At 63.8% G+C, this 21,162-nt stretch carries 18 protein-coding genes and 1 pseudogene; 12 read left to right on the top strand and 7 right to left on the bottom strand.

The window, feature by feature from the left end:
• Window positions 1–896: 896 nt before the first annotated feature.
• Window positions 897–1,145: a hypothetical protein gene (locus GGD67_RS38825; RefSeq protein ID WP_179740268.1), complete on the bottom strand. Its 249-nt coding sequence runs from the start codon at window positions 1,143–1,145 to the stop codon at window positions 897–899.
• A 495-nt stretch (window positions 1,146–1,640) separates the two neighbouring features.
• Here GGD67_RS38825 and GGD67_RS38830 point away from each other — a divergent pair, with 495 nt between their 5' ends.
• The 6 genes from GGD67_RS38830 to GGD67_RS38855 are packed head-to-tail and all read left to right on the top strand — an operon-like array spanning window position 1,641 to window position 7,429.
• On the top strand, window positions 1,641–1,895 hold the full coding sequence (locus GGD67_RS38830) for a DUF2933 domain-containing protein (protein ID WP_179740271.1): 255 nt from the start codon (window positions 1,641–1,643) through the stop codon (window positions 1,893–1,895).
• Complete coding sequence (locus GGD67_RS38835) at window positions 1,895–2,572, top strand: isoprenylcysteine carboxylmethyltransferase family protein (protein WP_179740273.1); 678 nt, start codon at window positions 1,895–1,897, stop codon at window positions 2,570–2,572. The genes GGD67_RS38830 and GGD67_RS38835 overlap by 1 nt, the downstream gene beginning before the upstream one ends.
• A 15-nt stretch (window positions 2,573–2,587) precedes the next feature.
• Complete coding sequence (locus GGD67_RS38840; protein ID WP_179740275.1) at window positions 2,588–3,055, top strand: hypothetical protein; 468 nt, start codon at window positions 2,588–2,590, stop codon at window positions 3,053–3,055.
• Between the two features lie 57 nt (window positions 3,056–3,112).
• Window positions 3,113–3,820, top strand: coding sequence for an ABC transporter ATP-binding protein (locus tag GGD67_RS38845; protein ID WP_179740277.1), 708 nt, complete (start codon window positions 3,113–3,115; stop codon window positions 3,818–3,820).
• 4 nt (window positions 3,821–3,824) lie between these two features.
• A complete protein-coding gene (locus tag GGD67_RS38850; protein WP_179740279.1) occupies window positions 3,825–6,188 on the top strand; it encodes an ABC transporter permease in 2,364 nt (787 codons plus the stop codon).
• Window positions 6,189–6,190: 2 nt separating this feature from the next.
• Complete coding sequence (locus GGD67_RS38855; RefSeq protein WP_179740281.1) at window positions 6,191–7,429, top strand: efflux RND transporter periplasmic adaptor subunit; 1,239 nt, start codon at window positions 6,191–6,193, stop codon at window positions 7,427–7,429.
• A gap of 13 nt (window positions 7,430–7,442) precedes the next feature.
• Here GGD67_RS38855 and GGD67_RS38860 read toward each other — a convergent pair whose 3' ends face one another.
• Genes GGD67_RS38860 through GGD67_RS38870 form a run of 3 tightly spaced genes read right to left on the bottom strand, consistent with a single transcriptional unit; the run spans window position 7,443 to window position 9,880 of the window.
• Window positions 7,443–8,249, bottom strand: coding sequence for an ABC transporter permease (locus GGD67_RS38860; protein ID WP_179740283.1), 807 nt, complete (start codon window positions 8,247–8,249; stop codon window positions 7,443–7,445).
• The gene (locus tag GGD67_RS38865; RefSeq protein ID WP_179740285.1) at window positions 8,246–8,842 is read right to left on the bottom strand and encodes an ATP-binding cassette domain-containing protein; all 597 of its coding nucleotides are present in this window, start codon (window positions 8,840–8,842) and stop codon (window positions 8,246–8,248) included. The genes GGD67_RS38860 and GGD67_RS38865 overlap by 4 nt, the downstream gene beginning before the upstream one ends.
• 3 nt (window positions 8,843–8,845) lie before the next feature.
• Entirely contained in the window at window positions 8,846–9,880 is a 1,035-nt protein-coding gene (locus GGD67_RS38870) for a Cj0069 family protein (RefSeq protein ID WP_179740287.1), read from the bottom strand.
• A gap of 335 nt (window positions 9,881–10,215) precedes the next feature.
• Between GGD67_RS38870 and GGD67_RS38875 the strand changes: the two are divergent.
• The 6 genes and pseudogenes from GGD67_RS38875 to GGD67_RS38900 form a co-directional block, all read left to right on the top strand.
• Window positions 10,216–10,353, top strand: a pseudogene (locus GGD67_RS38875) (sulfurtransferase); the annotation flags it as partial.
• Between the two features lie 70 nt (window positions 10,354–10,423).
• Window positions 10,424–10,657 carry a PepSY domain-containing protein gene (locus tag GGD67_RS38880; protein WP_179740289.1) on the top strand — a complete coding sequence of 78 codons (234 nt, stop codon included), beginning with the start codon at window positions 10,424–10,426 and terminating at the stop codon, window positions 10,655–10,657.
• Between the two features lie 25 nt (window positions 10,658–10,682).
• Window positions 10,683–11,594: a DUF1259 domain-containing protein gene (locus GGD67_RS38885; RefSeq protein ID WP_179740291.1), complete on the top strand. Its 912-nt coding sequence runs from the start codon at window positions 10,683–10,685 to the stop codon at window positions 11,592–11,594.
• Between the two features lie 27 nt (window positions 11,595–11,621).
• Complete coding sequence (locus GGD67_RS39655; RefSeq protein WP_246784569.1) at window positions 11,622–12,779, top strand: DUF1080 domain-containing protein; 1,158 nt, start codon at window positions 11,622–11,624, stop codon at window positions 12,777–12,779.
• Between the two features lie 29 nt (window positions 12,780–12,808).
• Window positions 12,809–13,309 carry a heme-binding protein gene (locus GGD67_RS38895; protein ID WP_179740293.1) on the top strand — a complete coding sequence of 167 codons (501 nt, stop codon included), beginning with the start codon at window positions 12,809–12,811 and terminating at the stop codon, window positions 13,307–13,309.
• A gap of 174 nt (window positions 13,310–13,483) precedes the next feature.
• Complete coding sequence (locus GGD67_RS38900; protein ID WP_179740295.1) at window positions 13,484–15,892, top strand: family 16 glycoside hydrolase; 2,409 nt, start codon at window positions 13,484–13,486, stop codon at window positions 15,890–15,892.
• A 161-nt stretch (window positions 15,893–16,053) separates the two neighbouring features.
• Here GGD67_RS38900 and GGD67_RS38905 read toward each other — a convergent pair whose 3' ends face one another.
• The 3 genes from GGD67_RS38905 to GGD67_RS38915 are packed head-to-tail and all read right to left on the bottom strand — an operon-like array spanning window position 16,054 to window position 20,732.
• Window positions 16,054–19,302 (bottom strand): efflux RND transporter permease subunit, encoded by a 3,249-nt coding sequence (locus tag GGD67_RS38905; RefSeq protein WP_179740297.1) that lies wholly within the window; start codon window positions 19,300–19,302, stop codon window positions 16,054–16,056.
• A gap of 2 nt (window positions 19,303–19,304) precedes the next feature.
• Window positions 19,305–20,441: an efflux RND transporter periplasmic adaptor subunit gene (locus GGD67_RS38910; protein ID WP_179740299.1), complete on the bottom strand. Its 1,137-nt coding sequence runs from the start codon at window positions 20,439–20,441 to the stop codon at window positions 19,305–19,307.
• Window positions 20,442–20,450: 9 nt separating this feature from the next.
• Window positions 20,451–20,732, bottom strand: coding sequence for a metal-sensing transcriptional repressor (locus tag GGD67_RS38915; RefSeq protein ID WP_179740307.1), 282 nt, complete (start codon window positions 20,730–20,732; stop codon window positions 20,451–20,453).
• Window positions 20,733–21,162 lie beyond the last annotated feature (430 nt).

Genomic DNA, 21,162 nt, shown 5'->3' on the forward strand with positions numbered 1-21,162 from the left:
CGTGAACCGCGCAAACAGGCCGAACACATGGCCGCTCCGACCAACGCCGCAAAGTGAAGATTCTCCTTGCCAACCAGGAGCCGTCCACACATGGCGCCATCGCGGACTAAGGGCTATTGCGGCAGTGTTTGTCCTGCTGCGCTTTCAGTTTGGCTGACGAACTCCCCTGTCTTAGTGTTGCTTCATGGCGATTTGGCAATTCGACTTTTATCTCCTTCCCCGCGAAGCCGCCGAGCGGGTTCATGGATCGTCACCCGTAGTGCTCGGAGCGCTTCGAAGCAGCCGTGCTCAAGACATGGATGGCGATCCAAATCCACATAGCTATTGGGTACGGCGACGGGATTGATCCGAAGCAAATCAGGCTGAGTGGCGTGGTCGGTCAGCGACCGACATATGTCATAACTTTCAATACGCGAATCACCAGAACAGCTAGATTGCCTCGCCGTACGACCTGATTAAGGGAACGAGTCCACAACCCATCTCGCCTTGAGGCCGGATTGTCGCCAATGAGCCAAATGCAGAAATCGGCGGGCTGCGCGAGAGGTCTAAGGGTCAGAAGCGGACTTTGCTTAGAAAGTCGCTCTTTGCGCAAACCGGACGTCAGCAAGGCGACGGCGGACCGATTTAAGATTGCCAATCCCCCAACTGCGAAGCCTTAGCGCTTTGCCAACGATGCTGAACGAAGATAGCCATTGCGGCGACTACCGCGGCCGACAGAAGTCCGAAGGTTGGAGAGAGCAAGCTGGGCGCGACGAGATCTTCGGCCCCTTGCAGCCTATTCTGGCAACCGGGCCAGCGGCGGGCGCACACGATCCATGTGCACCCCTCGTCGCTTGTTACCAATCAAAGCTGTTGGTCGGAGAAGCCTACCGTCGCATCAGCCGTACGGGATGTGACTACTTGTCCTTGTCGCCCATGTGATGCGGGTTCGATGTCGATGGCCCCCCGGTGTAGTGGTGACCTCCGGAGGTCTTCTTCTTGGAGGAACCGACGGTCTCCTTCGGACCCATATGGTGGGGAACCTCGGTTTTCGGACCGCCACTGTAGTGGTGACCGTTCTTTTCCTTGTCGGCCGTCTGAGCCATGGCCGGGGCTGCCAGCAGGGCAACCACGCCAAGGGCGGCCAAAAGCTTCTTCGTGATCATGTCTGTTCTCCCGGATGGTGGAAGCTCATCATGAGCTGCAGTGAGAGGATCCGCTTTGAGGAATCTCAAGGGAGGGAGTTCCGTTTGTTGGACTTGCAGAACCACTAGTTTGTTTGACCTGGTCACTCCCATCGTTTGGCCTGTCGCCACGATCACGGCAATCGTCGATGCGGGTCGCGAAGGCCAAGACCCTCGGGGATCTGCGCACCTCGATGATGTCTCAGGGGGCCGGATCGGAGGATCCTGGTGGATCTGCTGAGCTGAAGTCCACCCGAGCGATGAAGTCGGCGCTGAATAACCTCGTCGGCAGCTTTCCGACGAGCAGAAGGCCGCCGACGAGCTGCTCGCGCCACAGATGGGTATGATGCCCATGACGCAGCGCGGGCGGATGCGCATGCCGATGTAAGGCAGGTGAGAAACCGCCGGATTTTTGACCTGCCTCAACAATGACGGCAACGGCGGCGGTACGCTTGTCAGAACCATAGGAGCGTGGCTATGTCGGTGCAGGATCATTCCGGGTATCGAGATCGCCCCCAAGAGGGCATGTCCACCAAGGCCAAAGCCGGCCTTGTCCTGATGGGATTCCTCACCATCGCCGGCGCGCTCCTGTTCACCGAGCACCGAGCCCATGTCCTAGGGCTCCTGGTCTGGCTGCCTCTGCTCGCTTGCCCGCTGATGCACTTCTTCATGCACGGAGGACACGGCCACCATCATGGCGGCGATCGGCCGAACGACTCAAGGAGCGTGTGATGCACGACACCGCGCCCGCTTACGGCCTCTGGAGCCTCGTCATCGTCAATTCGGCGGTGTTCATCCTGTTCGCCTACAGTTTCTTCAAGCCGCAGACCTCCCGCGACTGGCGCTCCTTCAGCGCCTTCAGCGCGTTTCTGGTCGCGCTGTTCGTCGAGATGTACGGCTTCCCGCTCACCATCTTCTTCCTGTCCGGCTGGCTGCAGTCGCACTACCCGAACGTCGACTGGTTCTCCCATGACGCCGGGCACTTGCTCGAGATGATGTTCGGCTGGAAGGCCAACCCGCACGCCGGTCCGTTCCACATCCTGAGCTTCATCTTCATCGGCGCCGGGTACATCCTGATCTCCGCCGCCTGGAAGGTGCTGTACGACGCGCAGCAGACTCGAAGCTTGGCGACCATCGGCCCCTACAGCTACGTCCGGCATCCGCAGTACGTCGGCTTCGTGCTGGTGATGTTCGGCTTCCTACTGCAGTGGCCGACGATCCTCACGCTGGCGATGTTTCCGGTGCTGACGATCATGTACGTGAAGCTCGCCCGCGACGAGGAACGGGACGCCAGGTCGGAATTCGGCGAAGCCTACGCGAGGTACGCCGCCGAAGTCCCCGGCTTGATGCCGCGCCTGAGCCGGATTCTCGGTACGGGCTCGTCGGGCAGCAGCCTCCACCACGGCTGATCGGGGGTGGCCACGATGCCCGAGATACGCTGGCGTCCATCCTCGGTGCTCCTAGCCATATCCGGCATCCTGCTGGTGGGCGTCGGCATCTACTTCCTTGTCCTTCGGCCACCGTTGCTGCCGGAGGACATCCGGTACATGAGTCTCACCCCGGCCGAATTGCAGTCGATCGGGCCGCAGCTGTCAGCGTGGCTCACCCACGTACTCCGCGTCATGGGAGGCTACGTGGCGGCCACCGGAGTGCTCGCGCTCACGCTGGCGTGGACATCGTTCCGGGACCATCGGTCGGTCGTTGCGGCCGGCGCCGGAATCGCCGGCGGGCTCTCCATCGGCCTGATGGCCGCCGTCAATTTCATGATCCATTCCGATTTCAAGTGGGTGCTGCTCGGCATGGCCCTGGTCTGGGCCGCAAGCATCGTGATGTTCATCCGCGAAGCCGCGGAGCGTCCCAACGCGGCGATTGCGGAGGGCGCCGCACCCTGACCTGCGTCAATACCGGAATTCCGGGCCGGCCCACAATCGCCCGACGCGTGGGGAGCCATGAGCGAAGCCGTTTTTTCAGCGAAGGCACTGACCAAGACCTACGTCTCGGGCGAGGTGAAGGTGCATGCCCTCAACGAGGTAGACCTCGAAATCACGGAAAAGGAAGTGGTCGTACTGCTCGGACCGTCCGGCAGCGGCAAGACGACGCTGCTCAACATCATGGGCGGTCTGGACCGGCCGACCAGCGGCAGTCTGTTCTTCCGTGATCTCGATCTGACCGAGCTTGAGGACCGTGAACTGACCAAGTACCGCCGCGACCACGTCGGCTTCGTGTTCCAGTTCTACAATCTGGTGCCGAGTCTCACGGCCTATGAAAACGTCGCGCTGGTCACCGAAGTCGCCAAGAGCCCGATGCGCCCGGCCGACGCACTCGCGCTGGTCGGCCTCGAAGAGCGGATGCACCACTTTCCAGCCCAGCTATCCGGCGGCGAGCAGCAGCGGGTCGCCATCGCCCGCGCCATCGCGAAGCGCCCGGCGGTGCTGCTCTGCGACGAGCCAACCGGAGCGCTGGATTCCAAGACAGGCATTCGCGTCATCGAGGCGCTGCTGGGCGTCAACCGGCAGCTAGGGACCACCACCGTCATCATCACCCACAACGCCAGCATCCAGGGAGTCGCCGACAGGGTGCTGTTCTTCGCCGACGGCCGGATCGCCCGCGTCCGGACGAACGAGGTCCGCCGGGAAGCGGCCGAACTCACCTGGTGAGGGCATGAGCGCGCTCGACATCAAGCTGTTCCGAGACGTCAGGCGGCTCTGGGCGCAGGTTCTCGCCGTCGCGCTCGTCGTCGGAGGCGGCGTCGCGACGCTGGTGCTCGCGGTCGGCTCGCATCGCTCCTTGGAGGAGACCCGGATCGCGTACTACGAACGCTGCGGCTTCGGCAATGTGTTCGCCGAGGCCAAGCGGGCGCCCAAGGCGCTCGCCGACAGGATCGGCGAGATACCGGGCGTCGCCGCGGTCGACGCCCGCATCGCCAAACCGGCGCTACTCGACATTCCCGGGTTTTCCGAGCCCGCCAGCGCACGGTTCGTCTCGCTACCCGACAACGGCGAGCCGCATCTCAATCGGCTCAACGTGCGTTCCGGACGGCTTCCGGAGCCGGGGCGGGCCGAGGAGGTCGTCGTCAACGAGCCGTTCGCTCGAGCTCACGGTTTCTCGGAAGGGGCGCGGTTCTCGGCCATCCTGAACGGCAAGAAGCGCGAGCTCGTCATCGTCGGCACCGCGCTGTCCCCGGAGTTCGTCTACACCGTCGGGCCCGGCGATCTGATGCCAGACGACCGCCGCTACGCCATCGTCTGGATGTCGGAGAAGGCGCTCGCCGGCGTCTACGATCTCGACGGCGCCTTCTCCGCGGTGTCCGTCAAGCTGCAGCCAGGCGCGTCCGAGCGCGAGGTGATCGCGCGGCTTGACGCCTTGCTAGACCCGTATGGCGGCCAGGCCGCGCACGGCCGGAAGGACCAGACCTCGCACGCCTGGCTCGACCATGAGCTCGACATGCTCAACAACATGAGCCGCACGCTCCCTCCGATCTTTCTGCTGGTGGCCGCCTTCCTGGTCAATCTCACCCTGACCCGGCTGGTCGCGCTGGAGCGCGAGCAGATCGGGCTCTTGAAGGCACTCGGCTACGCCGACAGCAGCATCGTGCTGCACTACTTCAAGTTTGTGGCGCTGATCGTGGTGATCGGGGTCATCCTGGGCGGCGTCGCCGGCACGTGGCTTGGATATCGCGTCACCGCGCTGTTCGGTGACTTCTTCCATTTCCCATTCCTGGTGTTCGCGAAGGCTCCGGATCTGTACCTCATTGCTGGCGCCCTCAGCGCGGCCGCCGCCGCCGTCGGCGCGTTTCGGGCGCTGCGTGAAGTGGTGAAGCTGCCTCCCGCGGTCGCCATGCAGCCGCCAGCCCCACCGGTCTATCGGCGGCTGCTGCCGTCGAACATCCAGCTCGACCAGATCGTGTCGCAGCCGACTCTCATGATGATCCGCAACATCGCGCGGCACCCGGTCCGCGCCGCGTTCACGACGCTCGGCATGGCGCTAGCGACGGCCATCCTGGTCGTCTCCTTGTTCACACGGGACACCATGGAGCAACTGATCGACGTGACGTACTTCCTCGCCGATCGGCAGGATGCGACCATCGGCTTTGCCGAGAGGCGAATCGAGAACGTCGTGCAGCAGGTGAACCGGCTGCCGGGCGTTCTGACCGCCGAGCCGTTCCGCGAGGTGCCCGTCCGGATCCGCCATGGCAACGTCGAACGCAGGATCACGATCAGCGGTCGGCCAGCCGGTGCCGATCTGCGGCGCATCATCGACGCCGACCTCCGGCCCGCCGCGCTTCCGGAGACCGGCCTCGCCATCTCGGCCATGCTCGGTCACATTCTCGGTGTCGGGGCCGGCGATACCGTCGAGCTCGATCTGCTGGAAGGCGCCCGCCGCACGGTGACGATGCCGATCGTGGCGACCGTCGAGGACTATTTCGGCATCAGGGGCGTGATGGACATCGAGGCGCTCCGCAAGCTGATGCGCGAGGCGCCTGTCGTGAACAGCGTGAACCTCAGCCTCGACGAGAACCGCAAGGAAGACTTCTACGCGGCGGTGAAGGCCATGCCGACGGTCGGCGGCGTGGCGCTGCAGCGCGTCTCGCTGGCGAACTTCCGCAAGACCCTCGCCCTGCTCGTCACTACGATGGCGAGCATCTACACCGGGCTCGCCGCCGTGATCGCGTTCGGCGTCGTCTACAACAATGCTCGGATCTCGCTCTCCGAACGCGCCCGCGAGCTGGCCAGCTTGCGCGTGCTCGGCTTCACGCGCGGCGAAGTCCTCCGGATCCTGCTGCTCGAGCTGGCGATCCTGACGCTGGTCGCGCAACCGCCAGGCTGGCTAATGGGCTACGGGCTCGCTTGGGTCATGAAGACCAACCTCGCTGGCGAACTGATGCGCGTCCGCCTGGTCGTCGAGTACTCCACCTACGTGGTCGCCACATCGGTCGTGGTGCTGGCCGCGATCGCATCCGCGGCGGTCATCCGCCAACGCATCGACAACCTGGACCTCGTCGCGGTCCTCAAGACGCGAGACTAGCCATGCCGGCTAACTGGACCAAACGCATCATCGGCGCAGCGGCCTTGGCCGCGATCGCGGGAGGGCTGGCCTGGTTCGCCTGGGCGCGGCCCGTTCTGGTGGACCTCACGACGGTCGCGAAGGGACCCATCGAAGTTACGGCGGACGACGCCGGCAAGACCCACGTGCGCCACGTCTACACGGTCTCGGCGCCCATCGCAGGCAAGGTCCTCAGGATTTCGCATCCGCTCGGCGAGCAGGGGCCTTCGCTTCACGTCGGGGACGAGGTCGTCGCGAACCAGACCGTCATCGCCTTGATGCAGCCGGCGCTGCCGGGCTTCATTGACGTGCGCTCGCGCGACCAGCTTCAGGCCGAGGTGCTGGCCGCCGACGCTGCGATCCAGCAGCAGGAAGCCGAGGTGAAGCGGATCGAAGCGGCACTGGAGTTCTCGCGGACCGAATTCCAGCGAGCGCAGACGCTGCTGCGGACGCAGTCGACCTCGGCCCAGTCCTTCGACAAGGCGAAATTCGAGGTGGCGACGAGCGAGGCCAACTTGGCGAGCGCCAAGGCCCAAGTCGAGATGCGCCGCGCGGTGCGTACCAGCCTAGCCGCTCGATTGACGGACCCGGCCAACGCGGCGCCCTCCGCGGAGCCGACCTGCTGCATCCGGGTGCTGGCGCCGGCGAGCGGACGCGTGTTGGCGATCCTTCAGGACAGCGAGGCGACGGTCCTTCCCGGGACGCGCCTCGTCGACATCGGCAACCCGCTCGATCTGGAGATCGTGGCCGACCTGCTCTCCACCGATGCCGTCCAGATCAAGGTCGGCGCCCCCGTCCGGATCGACGGCTGGGGCGGTCAGCCGATCAAGGGAAAGGTGGTCCGGGTGGACCCCGCCGGCTTCCTGAAGGTCTCGGCCCTCGGCATCGAGGAGCAGCGGGTCCGGGTGACCATCGACTTCGCGGATCCGCCCGAGGCCTGGGCCTCGCTTGGCCACGACTATCGGGTCGTCGTCCACGTGACCACCTGGAGCGCTCCGGACGCCCTGACCGTGCCGGTGAGCGCCTTGTTCAGGAAAGGCGACCAGTGGGCTATTTTCGCCGACGAGAACGGCCGCGCCAAGACCCTCCCTGTCCAGATCGGGCACCGGAACAACCGGTCAGCAGAAGTTCTCTCCGGCCTCGCTCCGGGGGACCGGGTGGTGCTGCACCCCAGCGATCGAGTTACCGATGGGAGCAGGATTGCGCAGCGAGATGGCCGCTGAACGTCCAGTGGGTTCAAGTGGACTTTTCCGCGGCGAGGCGATCCAGACGCAGCCGATGTCGATGGTCAGTGAGCAGGCGGGCGCCGCCAAGGACGGCAGCCAACGTTCCGAGCCCAGTCCCACCTGCGATAAGGAACATGATCAGCAATTGATATTTGACCGCATCCACAGGCTCGACGCCCGCAAGGATCTGGCCGGTCATCATCCCTGGCAAGGAAACGAGCCCGATCGCCGCCATGCTGTTTATGATCGGCATGAAGCCGCTTCTCAAGGCGTCGCGTATGACAGGCAGCAGAGCTTGGTGCCGAGTGCCGCCCAGCGCAAGACAAGCTTCCACAGCGGCTCGTTCGCGCACCAGGCTGTTCGTCAGCACGTCCAGGCCCAGGCCTATCCCGGTCATGGTGTTGCCCAGCATCATGCCCAGCAAGGGCAGGGCATAGCGCGGATGATACCAAGGATCGGGCCGTAGCTCCGTCAGGAGTGCGAACATCGTGACGGTACCGGCAGCGAGCAGCGTGCATCCCGCGCCCAGACCATACTTCCAAACGCCCTGAAGGCGCCGCTTCTGCCGCGCGACGATCTCCCGCGAGGCGAAGAGGACCATGATCAGGGCGGCGAGACCGGTCCAGAGCGGCGACACCGCGGCAAAAAGGAACGTCAGCACGTATCCGACGAGGACGAGCTGGACCACCATGCGCACGGTCGCAATAGCCAGTTGCTTCTCGAGCTTTAGGCGGAGAACGAGCGAGAAGACGCCATCCATGACGACGAGGAGTGCCGGTAGGACCAGATTGCCGTACGAAAGCTGGATGTAGGTCACGGCTGCCTTTCCTCGATGCTGCCGTCGGGCCTCATTGCAAGAATCCTTGACCCGACGCGGCGGGCTTGGGCGTCGTCGTGGGTACTCCAGACGACACTCGTTCCATCCGAGATGCGTTCGGCAATCACGCCTTCCACGGCCGCAGCGGCTGCCGGGTCGAGGGCAGAAGTCGGCTCGTCCAGCAGAAGTACCCGCGATCGCAGCATGAGCGCTCGCGCAAGTCCCAACCGCAGTCTCTCGCCGGTCGAAAGTCTTTGGATGGACCAAGCTCCGCAGTCGTCCGGCAAGCCCAGTCGCGCGACCAGCGGAAGGGCATCCTCCCAGGCCACGAAGTGCTCTTGCACGGTGTCGGACCACCAGCCGGGTTCGGCGGCGAGGTAGGTCACTCGCCTCCGCCAGGCAGGGGCGGGCATCGCTTCTCTGAGTGTGCCGTCCAGCTTGACCGTTCCTTCGTTGGGATCGAGATCCGCGATGGAGCGGAGCAGCAAGGTCTTCCCGACCCCTGAAGGCCCCTGCAGGGCGACGCATTCGCCGTCCTGCAGGTCGAATGATACGGAGAGGTGGAGGCGCTTGAGCCCTGTCACCGTCAGCATGCATCAGAGCTTTAGCTGCAGCCGGTCGGCAACCCGTCTGGCAATCTCGGCCGGCGCTTCGCTCGGGTAGGGATGCACCGAGCTGACATTGATCTCTCCCAGCACGTAGCTATCGCTTCCATCAGCCTTGATGGGGCCGAGCATGAAGTCGGCGTCCCAGATCGCGGGCAGGTCATCGCGCGCGATGTCGAGCAACGAGGTGAGCTGCGGCGTCCACTCGTCTTCCATCAGCCGCCGCAGCCGCTGGAAGCGGGGGTCTGCGTTCGAACTGTAGAGCCGCGGTCCCGCCTCCGAACGTGCGGCCGGCGAGTCGACCAGGGCTTTGACCTTGTGTTGGCCGAAACCGGCGCAGCGGTCACCTGCCATGTAGCAGCGCACCACGCCCTCGCTCAGGCGAGGCTGGAACGCCTGGTCGATGACGCTGCCATTCTCGAAATACTCGGCACAGCGACGGAGAAAATCATCTAGCGTCAGTTCCTCGGGCGTGTCCTTGGTCGCATCCAGGACCTTGATCATGGAGGAGGTCGGCAGCTTCTCGACCTTCCAGACGCCTTGGCCACCGTTGCCTCGGTTGCGCTTGATCACTCGCGGACCGGCGGCGAGCCGCGCCGGCAGCTCGGCGCGCATCGTCGCCGCGGTTTGATACAGCGCCGTGTCCGATCCCCACCCCATCGAACGGGTGCGATAGAGGACCTCCTTGGTGCCCATCTTGAGGATGACGTCCGGATGTGCGCTTACCCATACACCCTGCGCGGCGAGGTCGCGCAGCAGGGCGTCGAGGCCAGTGCGGTTTCGGCCGTCCTGGATCGGATTGACCCAGACGAGCACGCCGTCCACCGCGAGTAGCTGCTCGCGGACCTCGTCAGCGAAGCTTTCGTCGTAGATCGCGGGGTGCCCGTCGACGTCGACGGCTGCGAGTGCTTCGAAGACGTCGACGAATCGACCGCTTTTCGAGGTGGCTTGCCGACGTGCGACGGCATCTCCTCGCGAGAGAATGGCGACAGTGCGTCTGGGAGAGGGTTGTCGTTCGGTATCCATGCGCAAGCTCCACGTGTTGCGTGCTGCGCAGAGCTTGGACCGAAGTCTCGCCGGGAGTCTGCTTGATCCCGCGCCTGCAGTCTACGTGAGGTCGCTAGGTGCCAGCAAGTGGTCAATCTTATCCTCGTAAGCTAGGTCGGGAAGCCAGCGCCGAGGTCAACTTCGTTCCATCCGATAAAAATCTTCGTGACGTCGGGCCGGTAATTATTGGAAGGCCTTGGCTCACTCGGGTTGACAGCCCCGTCGTCTGGGCATCTATTCGCGCCACGGGGATGTGCGATCTCCCCGCGAGGCGTCATGCCCAAGAATCGCGTCCTGATCACCAAGGGCGCAGCATGTCAGCTATCTACACCTCCTTTTCACCCGACAAACTATCTCGATTGATAGGCACGGCGGCCGCGCCGATGCTCATCGATGTGCGCATCGATGAGGACTTCTCGGCCGATCCACGCCCGATTCCCGGCGCGGTGCGGCCGACCAACAAGGCTAAGTGAGCCCGGCGGCAGGAACGACTTCTGGGGCAGGACAACCAGGAGATCAGACATGCGAACGTCGACGATCTATCGGGCAGCGCTCTTCGTAGTGCTTGCGGTGGGGCTCTCGCCCGCCCACGCCCTGACCCAGGAAGAGCTGGTCGCCAAGATTCAGGCGGCCGGCTACTCGCAGGTGAAAGACGTCAAGTCGACAGCCGAAGGCATCAGCGCCAAAGCGATGAAGGACGGCAAGCCGGTGACGCTCGTCGTCGACAGCAGCGGCCAGATCAAAGAACGCAACTGAGTTCGAGGAGATGAGGAGAAGTACGATGAAGCGGACAATCCACACGCTGATCGCGCTCGGCGCATGCATCCTCGCACCTGCTTTCGGTTCCTTCGTGACGACGGCGCGTGCGCAGAGTATCGACTGGCAGAAGGTCGACGAGACGCTGGGGCGGAAGGCTGCCGTCTCGGACGACGTCCATCGGTACGGCTTTCCCCGTACCGATCTGGCTGTGACGCTGGACGGCGTTGCGATCAAGCCGGCGCTGGCGCTCGGCGGCTGGGTCGCGTTCAAGCCAGGCCACGGCGGCGCCATGGTCATGGGCGATCTTGTGCTGCTCGAGACCGAGATCAATCCCGTGATGGCGAAGATGATCGCGAGCGGTCTCGAGATCACTGCCGTGCACAATCATCTGCTGCGCGCGAGCCCGGCGACCTTCTACATGCACGTCGCCGGCCACGGCGATGCCGTCAAGCTGGCTTCGGCAATCCACGATGCGCTGGCCGAGAGCAAGACGCCACTGACCGTCGTGGCGCCGGCGAACCCGCCGCCCTCCGTCGATCTCGACACCGCGAAGCTCGACCAGATCGTCGGCATAAAGGGCCAGGCGAACGGCGGCGTCTACCAATTCAACGTCAAGCGGCGAGACCCGATCACGCAGGACGGCATGCCCTTGACCCCCGTCGGCCCGATGGGCGTCGCGACCGGTATCAACTTCCAGCCGACGGGAGGCGGGAAGGCCGCCATCACGGGTGATTTCGTGCTGACCGGCGACGAGGTCAACCCGGTCATCCTGGCGCTGCGAGCACACGGCATTGAGGTGACCGCTCTTCACAGCCACATGCTCGACGAGCAGCCGCGACTTTTCTTCATGCACTTCTGGGCGAACGACGACGCCGACAAGCTCGCCGAGGGCCTGCGTGCGGCGCTCGACAAGACGGCCAGTTCGAAGAGTTGAGCCAAGCTTGAACGAAGGAGTCGCTTGATGCCCTACCTGGCTGTGGAGCGACTTGCGGCAATCGCTTCTACCGCCGCACGTCCGATATCTCGAGTCTGGCCGGGTTGCCTATTGTCGATCCTTATCGTCCGGGCGCGCGCGCCAGTCGCGGCCGACGGTCTGATGGTCGTCGTTTGGCGCAGCCTGGCCGGCCTGATCGGTCTCGCCGCCCTGAGCCTTCCAGTCGCGTCCTATCGTGACGTCTTCCGCGCGGCTGCGATCTTGCTCACGAGACTGTTCGGACTGCTGCGGCGGCTGAGGTTGCTGGACAGGGGTGGACTGCGCTTGTGCCGCGCCTCCGCCGAACACGAAGGCCAGTACGACAGTGGACAAAAGGGCAGCCTGTGCAGAGTTTCTCATGATGGTCTCCCTTCCTCGCTGGAGGTGTGCACCAACTCGCACAGATCGGCTTTGTTCGTAGAGCCCGCCCGTGAAAAGCAGGATAGCGGCGACGCGAAGATCGATAAGCCCAGTCGTCCCCCCGCTGGACGCTTTGCGCGGGTGGGGCTTGCCTCGGCTCTTTTGCTCGTTTTGCTGATGGGAGGTAACGCCGTGGCCAACACGCTGAACTTTGACAGCACTCCTGCCGGAATGCCGCCGGAAGGATGGACTTTGACGAAGACCGGCCGGGGACAATCGAAATGGACCGTTGAGGCCGACGGCACGGCGCCGAGCAAGCCGAACGTGCTCAAGCAATCCGGGCGGGCGACCTTCCCGGTAGCCATCAAGAACGATTCCAAGGTCCGTGACGGCTTCGTGGAGGTCAAATTCAAGGCTATCGCCGGCTCAGAGGATCGCGCCGCAGGCATCATCTGGCGCGCGAAAGACGCGGACAACTACTATGTCGTCCGCGCCAACGCGCTGGAGGACAACGTGGTGCTCTACAAGACCATCAAAGGCGTACGAACCTCGCTCGACGTTGTCGGACGCAAGGGGGGCTATGGCGTCAGCACGCCGGTGGCGTCCGGGCAATGGCACGCGCTGCGTTGCGACTTCACGGGAAACCGGTTCAAGGTGACCTATGACGGTAAGCAGATATTCGAGGTGGAGGACGGTACGATTCCTGACGCTGGCATGATTGGCTTGTGGACCAAGGCGGACAGTGTGACCCTGTTCGATGATCTGGCATATGGCGAGATCAATTAGACCGCCGCTCAGCTCTGCCGGAGATAGTCATGGATATACGAGGTCTGTTAGTCGCGACCGCCCTGCTGACTTTGTTCGGCAGTCCCGCCCGGGCGACAGAGGCCATCGTCGTCTACAAATCTCTTAGTCCCGAGCTGGCCCTCGATCTCGCGCGCGCTGCTTTGGATGGCTGCCGTGGCCGTGGCTACCAAGTTGCGGTCGCAGTCGTCGATCGCTTCGGCGTCACCCAAGTGATGCTCCGCGATCGCTTTGCGGGACCTCACACGCCCGTGACTGCTTCCGGCAAGGCATGGACGGCCGTGTCCTTCAAGACGAGCACGACCGAGCTGAATGCGGCCAGCCAGCCGGGCATGATGCAGGCAGGCATTCGCAATCTGCCAGGAGCGGTCATCATCGGAGGAGGACTGATCGTCGAAGCTGGCGGCTCTCTGGTCGGCGCGGTCGGAGTATCCGGCGCCCCCGGCGGCGACGCGGACGAAGCGTGCGCGAAAGCGGGGATCGACGCGGTACGCGACCAACTGGAGTTCTGACAGGCCAGTCCGGCCCCCGTCGAGCCAAGCTAATTCGCGCTTTGCGTGTGAACCGGCTCATATAGCGGGAAGCACGCTTCTCATATTTTGGCCCCGCACGCGCACCAGGTCTTTGCCGCCGGTCCTGTGCGAACGTCTACGCTGCGGCAACAACGCCCCGAAAGGAGCTCTCCGATGCTGACCTTTCTGCGAAATGACCCCTCCACTCCAGTCGACATTCAAGACACCGAATTCACGCGTGATCTGCTCGGTAGGTACGTGTGCAGCACATATGACGAAGCTGTGAACAATGGCGGCAGGCCATTCGATGTCGTCGTCATCGGCGCCGGGATGTTCGGCGCGTACGCTGCCAGCAAAATCTATCGCGCAGGCGCCGACCAGAACTTACGGGTGCTGCTCCTGGACGCGGGCGGCTATCTCGCGCCCACCCACGTGCAGAACATGCCGCATCTCGGCCTGAATGCGCCGGATAGCGCGCTGGTCACGGCCAACAATCAGGATCCAGGCGCGCGTAACGGCGTGTGGGGCATTCCTTGGCACAGCAACGTGCCGTTCACGGGGCTTGCTTACTGCCCGGGTGGACGCTCGCTCTTCTGGGGAGGTTGGTCGCCGCGGCTAATGCCGGCGGACCTAAATGCGTGGCCGAAAGGCGCGCGCGATTTTCTGAACGCGAACTACCCGGATGTCGAGCGCGAGATCGGCGTACAGGACAAGGCAGATTACCTGTCCGGTCCCCTCAACACGGCGGTCAATGCCGAGTTGGGAGCCGTTGCTGCAGGTACGAACGTAATTCTGCCTGACGTGAGCTTGGATCTCGTCGAAGAAGCTCCGATCGCGGTGCAGGCGAACTCGCCGGGCCCGGGGCTGTTTTCGTTCGACAAGTTCAGCAGCGGACCCATGCTGCTCGAAAGCATCCGGGACGACATCGCCAAGCGCTGGAACTTGAACGACAATTCGCGGCGCCGCTTCTTCCTCGTTCCCAGGTGTCACGTCATACGCCTGCAGACCAGCGGAGGCAGGGTCAGCGGAATCGATCTAACCTATAATGGTCAAGTCCGGTCGCTTTCCGCTCTGAACAATCTCAGTACCGATTGTCAGGTGGTCCTGGCGGCGGGCACCATCGAGTCGACGCGGTTGGCCCTTGAGTCGTTTCCGGTTACCCGCGGCCCGTTCAGCATGGGCGCCAATTTCATGGCCCATCTGCGCACCAATCTCACGGTGCGCGTCAAGCGCAGCGCCCTCGGGCTGGGCGCGTCCACAACCCTCGAACAGGGCGGCGCGATCGTCCGTGGCGAGATCACCAATCCCGACGGAAGCAAGCGCCGCTATCATTTTCAGGTGCTCGCATCGGCGGAGAAGGGACAGAACCCGGAAGCGACGATGTGGACAATGGTGCCCGACATCGATCTCTTGCGGAACCTGCTTGCAAACGAAGACCCGGATTGGGTGGCAATCGTCTTCCGGGGACTCGGAGAAATGGACGGGGACAAGCACAGCGGCCCAGGCAGCACGACGAGCTTCGTGAACCTCACGAACGGAGCCGATCCGCTTCAGAACGATGGTCTGAGCGCGCGCGCTTGGGTCAATCTCACGCCCACGCCGAACGACTACGCCGCATGGAGAAAGATCGCCGCAGCGGCTGTCGAGTTGGCTGGTCGCCTCGGCAAGAGCGCCGGCGACGTCCAGTATTTATACAACGGCGGCTGGCAGAGCGCTCCGCCAGCCGATCCGTTTGCCGTCACGAAGGACCAGTTGGGCAATACCCACCATGAGGCGGGTACCCTGTGGATGGGCGATGATCCGGCTATGTCGATTACTGACCCCACCGGACGCTTCCATCACATCTCGAATTCCTACGTTGCGGGTCCTGCCTTGTTCCCAACTGTCGGGTCGGCGAATCCTTCTTTGACTGGCCTAGCGCTCGCCCGTGAGACAAGCGCTGCCGTCGTTGCCGCACTGACGCCGGCCCCGTCGGTGCAGTTCAAATCGCTCTACTCCGGGAGTTTGGCCGATTGGCAGATGTCGGGCGTCGGGAGCTTCCTCCAGGTGTTCGACATTCTCGAGTCCGTCGGCGGATCCGGGCTGCTGTGGTATACGCGCGAAAGCTTCTCCGATTTCGTGCTCGAGCTCGAATGGCAGAACGCGAGCCGCACCGACAACTCCGGTGTTTTCATCCGCGTGCCGAACTTGAACAGCTCGAATCCGAACGATTGGATGGCGGCGATCGACCAGAGCTACGAAATTCAGATCGATCCTCGCGGGTACAATTCCGAGGCGCAAAAGGAGAACGATCCCTTACGGAGCACCGGCGCAATTTACAACATCAGTGCCCCGACCCGCACAGATGTCGCGAAGGGCCCGTGGCAGTGGAACACGTTGATGATCGAAGCCATCGGCAACCGCATCAAGGTGAACCTAAATGATGTGCTTGTGAACGACTATACGGACCCCAAGCCGCGGTCACTTCGCGGCCATATCGCACTGCAGAACCATCATGATGGCTCGAAGGTGCAATTCCGCAATATCCGCATCAAGGAAGTGGTGCCGGGCGTCGCCGAACTGCCTCTCCCGAGGGTCGCGTAGGGTTCACCTCGCCCGCTGTTGGCGGGACCAGCGCCGCCGTGCCTGGAGTTCTCTAGCCGACCTCCATAGTCGGCGAGCCTCCGGTTGACGAACTGGCTTCTGTGGTTAGCGCCACGCACGCTGTGTGTCGACGCGCCTTTCTAACCCTGCACGACGTGCGGTTACTCCGCGGCGCGATCGTGAACAACGAGCGGGGCGGCATTGCGCCGCCGGCCCTGGTCAGCGGGGATCGCGAATCTGGCGTAGAGCGCTGGCAGCACGACGAGCGTCAGAAGCGTCGCGGTGAGCAGCCCACCGATGACGACGGTCGCTAGCGGTTTCTGGACCTCGGCGCCGGTCCCGGTCGCCAGCGCCATCGGGACGAAGCCGAGCGAGGCCACCAGGGCGGTCATTGCGACGGGGCGGAAGCGTGTCAACGCGCCCTCGGCGATTGCGTGGCGGGGATCGTCGCCCCCGGCGATCGACGAGCGGATCTGGGTCAGCATGACCAGGCCGTTCAGGACCGCGACTCCGGACAGTGCGATGAAGCCGACCGCGGCCGAGATCGAGAACGGCATGCCACGGAGCCAGAGCGCCGCGATCCCGCCCGTCAGCGCGAGCGGCACGGCACTGAAGACGAGCGCGGCATCGCGGACCGAGCCGAGCGCGCCGAACAGCAGCATGAAGATCAGCGCGAACACCCCCGGTACGACGAAGGCGAGACGCTGGCGCGCGACCGCGAAATTCTCGAACTGGCCTCCCCAGGCAAGATAGCTGCCGGACGGAAGCTTCACCTGCTCCGACACCTTAGTTTGCGCCTCCGCAACCAGCGAACCGATGTCCCGGCCGCGGACCTCGGCAGTGGCCACTACGCGGCGCTTGCCGTTCTCGCGGCTGATTTGGTTGTAACCGGTGGTCTGCTCGAACGAAGCGATGCTCCGCAGGGGGATCGTTGCGGCGGGTGTGTTCGGATTCCCGTGGGGGAGGGGGACCGGTAGTTCCTCTAGCGCAGGGATATCGTCCCGCAACGCGTCCGAGAGCCGAACCACGATCTTGAACCGCCGATCGCCTTCGAACACCAGACCGGCATCGGTGCCTCCGATTGCGGTAGCTATGAGGTCCTGCACCGCGGCAAGGCTAAGGCCGCGCCGCGCGATCTCGCCTTTGTCGATTTTGATCTCGAGGAAGGGCAGGCCTGACGTCTCCTCGGTCTTCACGCTTTCGGCCCCATCGATCTTTCGAATGACCTCGGCGATCTGGCCGGCGGTTTTCTGCATCTGCCCGAAGTCGTCGCCGAACACCTTCACCGCCAGATCCTCGCGGACGCCCGCGATGAGTTCGTTGAAACGCATCTCGATCGGCTGCGAGAACCCGACCTTGTTGCCGGGGAGCTTGGCGGTCACGGCCTCGATCTTCTTGATCAGGTCCTCCTTGGTCGCCGAAGGATCTGGCCATTCCTCCTGAGGCTTGACGATGATGTAGGTGTCGGACGAGGACGGTGGCATCGGGTCGGCAGCCAGGTCCGGAGTGCCGGTGCGGGAGAACACGAACGAGACCTCGTCGAGCGTGCTGATCTGCCTTTCGATGAGAAGCTGCATCCGCTGCGACTGTGCGAGCGCCGTCGATGGCACCCGCTTCACCTCCATGACGATGTTCTTCTCGTCGAGGGTCGGCGTGAACTCCTGCCCCAAACGGCTAAACAGCAGGGCGGCCCCCAAAAAGAGCAGGGCGGCGGCCGCGATGGCAGGAAGAGGCCGGGCAATGGAAGTCCGGAGGATGGGCGCGTACCACCGCTTGAGCGTCCGGACGAGCACGTTCTCGTTTTCGGTGACCCGGCCGCGGATCGCGATGGCGACCGCCGCCGGAACGAAAGTCAGAGAAAGGACGAATGCGACGGCGAGCGCGATCATCACCGTGAGCGCCATCGGCTCGAACGTCTTGCCCTCGACTCCGGTGAAGGCCAGGAGCGGCGTATAGACGAGGATGATGATGACTTGGCCGAACACGGACGGTCGGATCATCTCGGCGGTCGACGCGGTCACCGTGTCCAGACGTTCCTGCTGCGACAGCACACGCCCGAGTTCGCGCTGGCGCTCGGCCAGGTGACGCAAGCTGTTCTCCGCGATGATGACGGCGCCATCGACTATCAGGCCAAAGTCGAGGGCGCCGAGGCTCATGAGGTTGGCGCTGATCTTTCCCTGCAGCATCCCACTCGCTGCGATCAGCATCGTGATCGGGATGACGAGGGCGGTGACTAACGCTGCCCTGAAGTTTCCGAGCAGGACGAATAGCACCACGATCACCAGCAGCGCGCCTTCCGCGAGGTTCTTGGCGACCGTGTGGATCGTGGCATCGACGAGCTGGGTGCGATTGAGGACCGTGTGCGCATAGATGCCGGGCGGTAGGGTTTTGCTGATGTCCTTGATCTTGGCATCGGCGGCGGCCGCCACCGTCCGGCTGTTGCCGCCGATCAGCATCAGCGCGGTGCCGAGCACCACCTCGCGCCCGTCGACGCTGGCGCTGCCGGTCCGGAGCTCTTTGCCGATGACGACCTCGGCGACGTCCTTGACGCGCACCGGCACGGCGCCACGGGTCGCGACGACGATATTCTCGATGTCGGCCAGATTTTCGACGCGGCCTGCGGTGCGAACCACGTAACCCTCGCCGTTTTGCTCGATGTAGTTCGCGCCGCGGCTGGCGTTGTTGGCCTCGATCGCTTCGATCACCTGCTTGAAGGACAGGCCGTAGCCGACGAGTTTCGCCGGATCCGGCTGCACCTGGAACTGTTTGACGAAGCCGCCGATCGCGTCTGCGCCGGCAACGCCGGGAACGGTCCTCATTTGGGGGCGGACGATCCAGTCCTGCACGGTCCGGAGGTATACTGTGCGCTGGAAATCGTCGGTGAGGTGTTCGCCTTCCGGCGTCAGGTAGCTGCCGTCGGTCTGCCAACCAGGCTGTCCGTCATGCACGGGTGCCGCGGCGCCGGGCTTTTCATACTCGACGGCCCACCAATAGATCTCGCCGAGGCCGGTCGACACCGGCCCCATCCGGACGTCGACGCCCGGCGGCAGGCTCGTCTTGGCCTCGACCAGCCGCTCCGAGACGAGCTGGCGCGCGAAATAGATGTTGGTCCGGTCGGCAAACACGACGGTGATCTGGGCGAAGCCGTTTCGCGAGAACGAGCGCGTCGATTCCAGACCGGGAATGCCGGCCAACGCCGTCTCCAGCGCCACCGTGACCTGCTTCTCAATCTCGGTCGGGGTAAGAGCGGGCGCGACCGCGTTGACCTGCACCTGGACGTTGGTCACGTCCGGCACCGCGTCTATGGGCAGGCTGCGCAGCGACCAGAATCCGGTCGCGGCGGCGGCGAGCGTCACCATCAGCACCAGCCACCGGCGTTGGACGGAAAACGCGACGATGCGCTCGATCATGGTCAGTCCTCGTCACCTGGCTTGGCGACTTCGGCCTTGAGAGAGAAGGTGTTCGAGGCCGCGATCGTTTCGCCGGCGGCCAGCCCTGAGACAATCTCGACTGTGGTGCCGTCCCGCCGACCTATCTTGACTTCCCGGGTCTCGAAACCGTCCTTCGTCCGGACGAACACGGCCTTGCGGCCCTCGACCGTCTGGATCGCGGCGAACGGCACTGTGACGGGCGCATCGCGCTTCTCGATTTCGATGGCGACCGTCACAAACGAGCCGGGGCGCCAGCGGCCCTTGGGGTTGTCGAGTGAAGCGACGACGCGGGCGGAACGCGTGTCCTTGTCCAAGAGCGGACTGACGAAGACGATCGTGCCGGTGCCGGTTTCGGAGGGGCCGCGCAGCGCGACGTCAATGGATTGCCCTTCTTTGACGAGGGACAGGTCGGCAGAAGATACCGAAAGCTCGACCCAGACGCGGCTCAGATCGACGATAACGAAGAGTTCTGTTTCGAGGTTGTCGCGGCCGACTGCGGTCCCAAGCTCCACCTTCCGCTCGGCAATGCGTCCGTGGATAGGAGCACGGACGTTCTGGCTCCGGAGCGTGCCGTCAGGCGCCTGGGGCAGGACGGCTATCTCTCCATCCGTGACGCCGAGCGCCATCAGCTTCTGGCGCGCGATGCTAAACCGCATCTCGGTCTGGGCCGCCGCGTTGCGCGATTTAATGTACTGCTGCTCGGGAACTGCGCGACCTTCCCAAAGCGACTTGTCGCGCGCGGTGAGATCCTGCTGAAGTTCGTTGTTCAGTCTGGCGGCCAGATATTCGCTCTTGGCGTCGGCGACCTCTCGGCTTTCAAGCACGGCGAGGATCTCGTCCTTGGCGACGTCGTCCCCGATGTTTTTCCGCAGTTCGGCGACCGAGCCGGCGAGCTTGACCGAGACATGCGCGACCCGGCCCGAGTCGGGCACAATCGTACCTGGCACGGACACCCGCCGCGCGATCGAGGCGGCGCCAGCCTGTGTCAGATCGATGCCCGCGAGCTCGATCTGGCCGTTGTCCATAGTGATGACAGCCCGCTTCTGCGCGACAGCGTGCCCACCGGCGAGGGCGGCAGCGAAAAACACGCTCAAGACTATCATGCGGGCCGGCGTCATCGTGAGTTCCTACAGATAACGCGAGATCGCCTTGAACTCGGCGAGCACGGTCCGCGCCGATTTGCCGGATCCGTCGTTGGCGGCGACGTTCAGACAGTTGTCGACGTGGTCATGGATGAGGGTTTTCTTTGCCTCGGCGATCGCCTTCTCCACGGCGTGAAGTTGCTGCGCCAGATCGAGGCAAGAACGCCCTTCGGCAAACATTGCTACGACCCTCTGCAGGTGGCCGTTCGCGCGCTTCAGGCGCTTGACGATATCCGGGTGGCTGTCGTGAACGTGCTGCTGGCTCATGATATGATCCTATCCCCTGGGAGGGGATATGCCAGGCGACAGGTTCCAGCAACCGGCCTGCGTGGCGACGGATGGACGCTGGTGACGGTCAGATCATTAGTTCGTGCCACCTCGACCAGCCAGTGTAGAGGCCGAAGAGCACGATTGGGCCGACGGAGACATATGGCGCGCGATGGGCGAACCGGCCGAAAACCGGCTCCAATGCAGTTCGCCGAAGTACCGCCGATAGCTGGGCTGCCCTAAGTAATTGGAAGTCAGTGCGTTTCCGGCTGTACGGCTGCGATTCGAGTGGAGAATGTTGGAACTCGGTTGCTCTCCCTCCGCCAGCCTTCGCAATGTCCGGCCCGAAGAGATGGGTAACGGATCGTACCTAAGAGATGGGTGACAACCTCGTGCCGAACGGGTTGTCGAGGGGTTGCAGGGTCTTCTG

It is taken from the genome of Bradyrhizobium sp. IAR9 (genome assembly GCF_013408065.1).
Lineage (GTDB): Bacteria > Pseudomonadota > Alphaproteobacteria > Rhizobiales > Xanthobacteraceae > Bradyrhizobium.